Origin of the sequence: Protofrankia sp. Cj3 (assembly GCF_917627355.1) — a bacterium.
Taxonomy (GTDB): Bacteria; Actinomycetota; Actinomycetes; order Frankiales; family Frankiaceae; genus Protofrankia.
Map to the genome: position 1 here is coordinate 1 of NZ_CAKJTR010000189.1, position 8,857 is coordinate 8,857.

7 protein-coding genes are annotated in these 8,857 nt (G+C 70.6%); 3 read left to right on the forward strand and 4 right to left on the reverse strand.

Annotated elements, in window-relative coordinates; genetic code table 11:
- The first annotated feature begins 137 nt into the window (after positions 1-137).
- Both MJ783_RS19475 and MJ783_RS19480 read left to right on the forward strand, forming a co-directional pair.
- Entirely contained in the window at positions 138-1,145 is a 1,008-nt protein-coding gene (locus tag MJ783_RS19475; protein WP_239312381.1) for a DUF692 family multinuclear iron-containing protein, read from the forward strand.
- 3 nt (positions 1,146-1,148) lie between these two features.
- The gene (locus tag MJ783_RS19480; RefSeq protein ID WP_239312383.1) at positions 1,149-1,916 is read left to right on the forward strand and encodes a hypothetical protein; all 768 of its coding nucleotides are present in this window, start codon (positions 1,149-1,151) and stop codon (positions 1,914-1,916) included.
- Positions 1,917-1,954: 38 nt separating this feature from the next.
- Here the strand turns inward: MJ783_RS19480 and MJ783_RS19485 are convergent, their stop codons facing one another.
- The 4 genes from MJ783_RS19485 to MJ783_RS19500 form a co-directional block, all read right to left on the reverse strand.
- Positions 1,955-3,169, reverse strand: coding sequence for a cystathionine gamma-synthase (locus tag MJ783_RS19485; RefSeq protein ID WP_239312385.1), 1,215 nt, complete (start codon positions 3,167-3,169; stop codon positions 1,955-1,957).
- Positions 3,166-4,545: a cystathionine beta-synthase gene (locus MJ783_RS19490; protein ID WP_239312387.1), complete on the reverse strand. Its 1,380-nt coding sequence runs from the start codon at positions 4,543-4,545 to the stop codon at positions 3,166-3,168. Before MJ783_RS19490 ends, MJ783_RS19485 begins: the two co-directional genes overlap by 4 nt.
- Positions 4,546-4,692: 147 nt before the next feature.
- Positions 4,693-5,103, reverse strand: a complete 411-nt coding sequence (locus tag MJ783_RS19495) for an ATP-binding protein (RefSeq protein WP_239312389.1) — start codon at positions 5,101-5,103, stop codon at positions 4,693-4,695.
- A gap of 230 nt (positions 5,104-5,333) precedes the next feature.
- Positions 5,334-7,559 (reverse strand): SpoIIE family protein phosphatase, encoded by a 2,226-nt coding sequence (locus tag MJ783_RS19500; protein ID WP_239312391.1) that lies wholly within the window; start codon positions 7,557-7,559, stop codon positions 5,334-5,336.
- A gap of 252 nt (positions 7,560-7,811) precedes the next feature.
- Here MJ783_RS19500 and MJ783_RS19505 point away from each other — a divergent pair.
- The coding region (locus MJ783_RS19505; RefSeq protein ID WP_239312393.1) for a HAMP domain-containing protein at positions 7,812-8,857 on the forward strand (1,046 nt) is incomplete at its 3' end.

The following is an 8,857-nucleotide window of genomic DNA, read 5'->3' on the forward strand; positions in this document are numbered from 1 at the left end:
CGGGTCTTGTCATGACCGTGTATGGGGTCTTAGCCTCAATCCATTCGAGTTCGTCTGGACTGTAACTGTGCCCGCGGGTGGCAGCGATGTGGGCGACGCCGTTCCGAGGGGGACGCCGTTCCGATGTGGAGGCCCCGATGGCGATCCTGCGCGACACCCCCGCCCGCGACACCCCCGCCGATGATGCGGTGGCACGGGCGCTGGGGGGCGGATCCGCGCCGCGGGGCGTCGAGTTCAGCTGTGAGGCCAGCACTGAGTTAGATCTTGCCGCGATGGTGGCCGACGACGTGGCGGCGAGGCTCGCGGCCGTGGTCGCCGCCGGGTCGGCCGCCCCTGTCCGCTACTACAGCCTGGGAATTCTGTCCGATCAGGCCGACCTCGCCCAGTATGCGCGGGAGCTGCTCGGTGGCCGGGGGCTGGCGCTGACCCTGCATCCCATGGACCTCGACCTCGCCGGTACGGAGCCGCTGGACACCTCCGTCCTGCGGGCGCTGCGCCGGCGTGCGCACGAGCTGGACGTCGCGTGGGTGACCACGGATCTGGCGATGTGGGTGCGCGGCGGTGAAGCGCTGATCAATAATCTGCTGCCGATGCCGCTGGTACCCGAAGCCGTCGACTGGTGCGTGTCACGGGTTCGCCAGGCCCAGGATGTGATTGACCGGCCGATTGCGATCGGGAATGCGCCCTACCCGTTCGTCGTGGGCAACGCCGATATTCTCGAGTTGCTGGCCGATATCGTCGAGCGGAGCGGTGCTCTGGTCACAATCGACGTTGGTCACCTCTACGGGCTGCGCCGCCAGCAGGGCCGTCCGCTCGAGCAACCGGCGGACGACAGTTTCTGCTGGGAGCGGGTCGTCGAAATTCGCCTTGCCGGCCTGGTCGAACGAATACTGCCGGGCGGGGAACGGGTTTTCGAGGACTTCCACACCGTCCCGGTCTCGCCGGGGGTCTGGGAGCTGGCCGCGCGGCTGGTGCCGAGGGCGAGGAACCTGCGTGCGCTCATGGCCGAGTGTGAGCTGATGCCCCGGGCGGAGCTGGTGCACACGATCTGCCAGCTGGCGTCGGCACTGCCCCGCTGGCTGCCCGGCTGGCTGCCCGGGGAGCCAGCCGGGCCGTCCTGGGACGCCACTTCGGGAGCCTGCTGAACGATGTCGGTTGACTACCCGCGGTTGATGGAAGCCACCTGGGAGGCGCTGTACGCCCCGGCTGGACGGCACCCGGGCATCCTCGCGGCGCTGCCCGCGGACGAAGCGGACCTGCTCGGGGCGTGCGTCCGCTCCGGCGGGTTCGTCCGGGACGTGTGCCGCCGGCGTGGACGGATCGGCCCCGACCTGCTCGACGCCTTCCCGGTGACCTTCTTCGCCTTCTACGCGGCCGAGGGCACACCCGGGATGCAGGCCTTCCTGGGCAGCCAGCAGTGGCAGCGCCGTGGGTCGTTACCGGGAAGCTACTTTCCCGCGCCGGAGCTGTCCGTACTCGCCTTCGCCGCCTATCTGCGGGACACGTGGATGTGCGGCAACCGGGAGGAGTGGGTGCGCGAGGCGTTCCGGTTCGAGCTCGCCCTGCACCGTCTCGGTACCGAGCGGGTTGGTATCGACCGAGGCCCCGGCACCATGCGGCTGGCCGCCGGAGCCTGGGTCGGCGAGTGCGCGTTCGACCATGACAATGCCGTGGACCAGCTGCGGCGGCGCTGTGCCGAGGTGCCCTGGAACGAAGCCGTCACGCTGCTCACCCCGCATCCGACCCAGGTCGCCGCCATCACCTGGTATGTCGGGGACGAGGGCCGGCGGATCTACCTCCGGGGCGAGGACGTCACCGCGCTGCGCTGGTCCTGGGACGGCGCGGCCGAGGTTCCCGCGGACGCCGACCAGCTTCGGGTGGTCATCAACGCGGCCCGAGCCGGTGTTCTGCGGTAACGGGCAGGGCGGTCTGATCATCGGCCGGCCGGCCGCTGTCAGGTGACGGCGGCGAGGGCTTGGGCGAGGTCGTCGACAAGATCTCCAATGGACTCGATGCCGACCGAGAGGCGGACGAGGTCCGCGGGCACCTCCAGCGGCGAGCCCGCGGCCGAGGCGTGCGTCATCCGCCCGGGATGCTCGATCAGCGACTCGACCCCGCCGAGGGACTCGGCGAGGGTGAACACCCGCGTCCGCCGGCACACCTCGACCGCAGCCTCCGCACCGCCGCGCGGGGCGAACGAGACCATCCCGCCGAAGTCGCGCATCTGGCTGGCCGCCACCTTGTGCCCACGATCATCCGGCAGGCCCGGGTAGTACACGGTGGCCACCGCCGGATGCGCCGCCAGCCACGCGGCGATGTGGCGGGCGTTCGCGCAGTGCCGGTCCATCCGGACCGCGAGGGTCTTCGCCCCGCGCAGCACCAGCCAGGCGTCGAACGGCCCGGCCACCGCGCCGGTGGCGTTCTGGGTGAACCGCAGCCGTTCGCCCAGCGCCGGATCGGCGACGACCACGGCACCACCGACCACGTCGCTGTGCCCGCCGAGGTACTTCGTGGTCGAGTGGACCGACACGTCGGCGCCGAGCGCCAGCGGCTGCTGGAGGTACGGGGTGGCGAAGGTGTTGTCGACCGCGAGCAGGCCGCCGACAGCATGGATCAGGTTGGCGAGCACCGCGATGTCCGCGACGCTGAGCAGCGGGTTCGTGGGGGTCTCGCACCACAGCAGTCGCGTTCGACCCGGGCGCAGGGCCGCCCGCACGGCATCCGGGTCGCCGAGCGGCACGGGCGTGTACTCCACGCCCCACTCGGCGAACACCTTCGCGAACAGCCGGTAGGTGCCGCCGTAGGCATCCGCCGGGATGACCACGTGGTCGCCCGGTCGGCAGACGGTGCGCAGCAGCGCGTCCTCCGCGGCCAGCCCCGAGGCGAACGCGAGGCCCACCGAGCCTGTTTCCAACGCGGCCAGGCAGGTCTCCAGCGCGGCCCGGGTCGGGTTACCCGACCGGGCGTACTCGTACGCCCCACGCGGGACGCCGACGGCATCCTGCGCGAACGTCGAAGCCGGGTGGATGGGAACGACTACCGCGCCGGTGGCCGCGTCCGGATCCTGACCCGCGTGGATCGCGGCCGTCTCGAACCCCGCGCCGGTCCAGCCGCCCGGAGCCTGTCCGCCCGGGGCACGCGGGGCATCTGGGCGGTCCGGGCGGCTCATCCGGCCGCCAGGAAGCTGAGCAGGTCAGACCGGGTGAGGATGCCGACCGGGTTGCCGTCCTCGAGGACGAGCGCGGCGGCGGTGGCGCCCAGGATGGTGACCAGCACCGACAGCGGCTCGCCGGCACCGACCGTGGGCAGCGGGGGTGACATGTGGTCGGCGACCGGGGCGTCGACGGCGGAGCGGTCGGCGAACACGGCGTCGAGCAGCTCCCGTTCGATGACGGCGCCGGCTACCTCGGCCGAGCGCAACGGCGGTTCCTGCCTGACCACCGGCAGCTGGGACACGTTGTACTCGCGCAGGTAGGAGATGGCCGCGCCTACGGTCTCATCAGGGTGTACGTGCACCAGGTCAGGTGGTCCGCTGGCGTCGGACGCCTTGCGGACCAGCACCTCGGCGACGGTCGGCTCGTCCGACGGCCGGTCGAGAAAGCCGAAGTCATACATCCACTCATCGTTGAACACCTTCGACAGGTACCCCCGGCCGGAGTCCGGCAGCAGCACCACGACGCAATCACCGGCGTCCAGCTTCCGGGCGACCCGCAGCGCGGCGACGACCGCGAGCCCGCACGAACCACCGGCCAGGATGCCCTCACGACGGGCCAGCTCCCTGGTCATCAGGAACGAGTCACGGTCGCTGACCGCCTCCACCCGGTCGACCACCGCCCTGTCGTAGGTCGCCGGCCAGATGTCCTCGCCGACCCCCTCGACCAGGTACGGGCGGCCGCTGCCGCCGGAGTACACCGACCCTTCCGGGTCCGCGCCCACCACCTGCACCCGCCCGGAGCTGACTTCCTTGAGGTACCCGCCGGTTCCGCTGATCGTCCCGCCGGTACCGATCCCGGCGACGAAGTGGGTGATGCGCCCGTCCGTTGCCGCCCAGATCTCCGGACCGGTGGTGGCGTGGTGCGCGGCCGGGTTGTGGGGGTTGGAGTACTGGTCCGGGCTCCAGGCGCCGGGGGTCTGCGCGACCATCCGGCGCGCGACCGAGTAGTAGGAGCGGGGATCGTCCGGGGCGACCGCGGTCGGGCAGACCAGCACTTGGGCGCCATAGGCGCGCAGGACCGCCTGTTTCTCTTCGCTGATCTTGTCGGGCATCGTGAACACGCAGCGGTAACCACGGATGGCGGCAATGACCGCCAGACCGGCCCCGGTGTTTCCGCTGGTCGGTTCGACGATCGTCCCGCCTGGCCGGAGCTGCCCCGCTTTCTCCGCGGCGGTCACCATGGCCAGCGCTATCCGGTCCTTCACGGAGCCGCCTGGATTCAGATACTCCAACTTGCCGAGCACGGGCGCGGCGATGCCCTCGGTGACCGCGTTCAGCCTGACCAGCGGGGTGTCGCCGACCGCCGCGGCAAGGTTCTCATGGAAACGCATCGTCCGCCCTCACCGTCACCGCCGGAGTCACCGGCCGCACAGGGGTTGTAGCTCGCCAAACGGCTGTCGGCATGGTGCACGCCGAGGTCACAAAGGTGCCCGCTGGCGCGGACAGCGTATGGCACGAGCCGTGGTCGCGTGCCATGGTCACAGCTCGACGGGCAGGTCGAACCAGAGATACTTGCCGGAGTCGACCGCCACCGCGCCCCAGCTGCCCGCGAGAGCGTCCAGGACGAGCAGGCCACGCCCGCCCTCACTGCCGAGGTCCACCTGCTGACGGTGCGGCAACAGGACGGATGTATCCGACACGGACGCGTGCACGAGGCCCGGCCGCAGTTCGATCAGCAGCCACACGGGTGGCTCGCCGTACTTCACCGCGTTCGTGACCAGTTCGCTGACCAGAAGTTCCGCGGTGCCCACCGCATCTTCGGGCAGGTTGGTGGCGGTGAGCTGCTCGCGCAGCACGCGACGGGCCTGCGGAACCGCGCTGGATACGTGGGGAAGCTCGACCAGCAGGTGCGTGGCCGAGGGCCGAAACGACGACACGTGGGCCACCATGTCCGTTTACCCCCGTTTGTTCCGATAGATCATCAAATTTGGGCGATGTTATCTCTGTACGTCTACCCGCAGGTGGACGATTCCAAGCGCTTTCGGGCCTTTCCCTGCCTACCGGTCGATGACGGCTGGTCATGTATGACGCAGCGTAGCTACATTTCCCCTTCTCGTCACTGATCAACGTTGACCGCCAGTCGCGTGTCGTCCCGGCGTCGTCGATCGTTCGCGGATGGTTATCCCGGGATGCGGGCCACCACGACCGCGACATCGTCTCGCAGCCGCCCACCCGCGAACCGTTCGGCGGCTGCCCGCACCTGGTCGGCTATCCCCTGGGCGGACATGCCCACGCAGCCGCGCACGGCCGTCAGCAGCCGCTCGTCGCCGAACAGCTCCTGACCGCGACGGGCCTCGACCACCCCGTCGGTGTAGAGGACCAGCGCGTCCCCGGCCGTCAGCGCCACCCGTGCCTGGGGGAAAGCCACGTCGTCGTCATCGAGCACCCCGAGCAGCGTTCCCGGCTCCGCGACGAACAGGGCCGTCCCGTCCGCGCGTACGACAACAGGCAGTGGGTGCCCGGCCATGCAGATCGAGACCACCCGTTCCGTCACCGTGGGGGCTGCCGCGCTGGTAGCCGTGCCGTCTTCCAGGCAGGCGGTTGTGAGCTCGCCCGGCGGCCGCAGCTCGGCCGCGGCGAGCGTGCAGAAGCGTCCCTGGCCGGTCGGGCCCGGGTGGCCGGCGTCCCGCAGTGCACGGTTGAGATCCATCATGATGTCGGGAAGATTGTTGCGCTGTCCCACCAGCAGCCGCAGGACGGCCCGCGCGACCCCGGTCACGTTGGCGGCCTCCGCGCCCTTGCCGCAGACGTCACCGATGATGATCGTCCATCCGCCGTCCGGGTTCGGGACGAGGTCGAAGAAGTCACCGCCGACCTCCAGCCCGGCGCGGGCCGCGCGATAGGACGAGCCGAGCTCGATCCCGTCGATGCTGGGCAGCCGTGGTGGCAGCAGCCCGGCCTGCAGCGCGCCGGCAACCTCCACCTGCTGGCGGAACAGCCGGGCGTTGTCGACGGCGAAGGCCGCGCGGCGGGCGAGGTCCGCGAACAGCTCGATCTCGTCGGCCGCGAAGCTGTTGCCCATGGCCCGGCCGAGAGCGACAACGCCGAGCACCCGGCGGCGGGCCCGCATCGCGGTGATCACCGTCGGCGCGCCATTGATCGTGGCGATGCGCACCGTGTCGCCAAGCGTCGCCCGTACCTGGGCGGCGAGTGGCCCGACCGGGTCGCCGGCCCAGTCCGACAGGTCCGCGGCCTCGGCCTCGTCAACGTGCCCGACCGCGGCGAGCTTGACCGCGCCGTCCTCCCGCAGCAGGTACACCGCGCACCAGCGGGCCAGCCTCGGCACTGGTAGGCGCGCAAGCAGGGCCAGGCTGCGTTCGGTGTCGAGACTGCCAGCGAGCAGATCCGACGCCTCGGCGAGAAAGGAAAGCATGCCGATGCGGCGCTCCTCGGCACGGCGCAGGTTGGCGCCGCCGAGCGTCAACGCCATCCAACGGGTGACCATGGCGATCCGCTCGTCGACGCCGTCCTCGCTGCCGTCCTCGCTGCCGTCCTCGCTGCCATCCCCGGACCCGTCCCCGGGGCCATCGCCGGGGCCGGTGGCCAGGGGCCGCGGCCGTGACCACAGCAGGAGATCCCCGACGATTCCATCCCGGGATTCGAGCGGGAGCCGGCGGGCGTCCCGTTCCGCGCCGGTCGGGCCGACGACCGCCACCACCTCCGCGGTGTTCTTGGCCTGGCCGGCCCGCCGGACCAGGCCGGCGGTGGCCCTCGGCAGCGCGTCTATGAGCTGGGTCAGCAGTTCGCGGACCTCATCCTCGGCCGACAGCGTGGCGGCGAGGCCGGGGGCGAGCAGCCGTGCCGGCCGCTGGAGGTCCGCCGCTGGCCGCCGCGGTGGGCGCCCGGGGGCCTCGAGGCGGTCGCCGCGGCGACCAGCGCCCTCGACGGGAAGGTCGAGCCGGAACCACACCTTTTTACCGGTCCGGTCGTGTTCGGTCCCCCAGGCGGTGGCGAGGGCGTCCACCAGCGCGAGGCCGCGACCGTTCTCCCGCAGACTGTCGATCTTCCTGGCCTGCCCGCCGCCGGTGGCCTCGTCGGGCGTCGCCAGCCAGTCGGAGCCGGCAGCGGTCGACACGCCACCCAGCGTCGTGGGATGGCGGTCGCTGACCGTGATGGCGAGTTCGGTGGCGTCGTACCGGAGGTCGACCGTCGCGTCGGTGCCGGCGTGCATGACGACGTTGGTCACCAGTTCGGTCACGAGCAGCAGAACGGTGTCGATGAGGTCAGGGTCGACACGGCCGTGCAGCGCGTCCACTATGAACCGCCGGGCCGACCGTGGCGAGTCGGTGGCCGGCGGAAGTGTGAGGGTGCGGCGGAGCCCCTCATCTCCGGGCACGGGAGGCATGCCGGTCAGTGTCTCCTGTGTTGTCCAGCTCTGGGGGATTGGCTGTGCCCAAGGCCGCGCGATGTCGGGACGTGTCGGTCAGGCAATCGGGTACCGGGCATGCGCATGGGGATCCGCCGATATCCACCCAGCGGACTTTGGCGGATACTGGCGGCGAGTAGCACCGGATACCCGATGAACGGCTGCCGGACCGTTCCCGTGGTTGACCAGACGTGAGTGATTCCCGCGGACGCGGGTTTGGAGGGCTTCATCATGACGATGGTGTCGGAAACCGCGCCCGTGGACGACCACCTCTTCAGCGATTTGCTCGATGCTCTCACCGCGTTGTGCGAGGGTGACTTCTCGGTCCGGCTGGGAGAACGGGCCGGCCGTGGCGCACCGCTGGCACAGCGTTTCGACGAGCTGGCCGGTGTCCAGCAGCGGCACGCGCTCGAGCTGGAACGGGTGAGCAAGGTGATCCGGCGGGACGGCCGGTTGACCGAGCGCATGGCCGATCTCGGCTTCGAGGGCGGTTGGGCGATGTCGAACCAGGCGGTCAACTCCCTCATCGATGACCTTGCGCGTCCGACGCACGAGGTCGCGCGGGTCATCGCGGCGGTCGCGGAGGGTGACCTTTCGCAGCACATGGCGCTGGAGATCGCCGGTCAGCCGGTGCGGGGTGAGTTCCTGCGGATCGGTACGACGGTGAACACCATGGTGGACCAGCTCTCGTCCTTCGCCGACGAGGTCACCCGGGTCGCCCGCGAGGTCGGTACCGAGGGCAACCTGGGCGGCCAGGCGCGGGTCAAGGGCGTGTCCGGGGTGTGGCGGGATCTCACCGAGTCGGTGAACTCGATGGCGGGGAACCTGACCAGCCAGGTCCGCAACATCGCCCAGGTGACGACCGCGGTGGCACAGGGCGATCTGTCCCAGAAGATCACTGTGGATGCCCGGGGGGAGATCTACGAACTGAAGTCGACCGTGAACACGATGGTCGACCAGCTCTCGGCATTCGCGGACGAGGTCACGCGGGTGGCCAAGGAGGTCGGTACCGAGGGCAAACTGGGCGGCCAGGCCCAGGTCAAGGGCGTGTCCGGAGTGTGGCGGGATCTCACCGACTCGGTGAACGTCATGGCCGGCAACCTCACCACCCAGGTCCGCAGTATCGCCGAGGTGGCGGCCGCGGTGGCGCGCGGCGACCTCACGCGGCAGATCACCGTCGACGCCCGCGGTGAGGTCGCCGGTCTCGCGCACACCATCAACACCATGGTCGACCAGCTGTCATCGTTCGCGGCCGAGGTGACCAGGGTCGCCTGGGA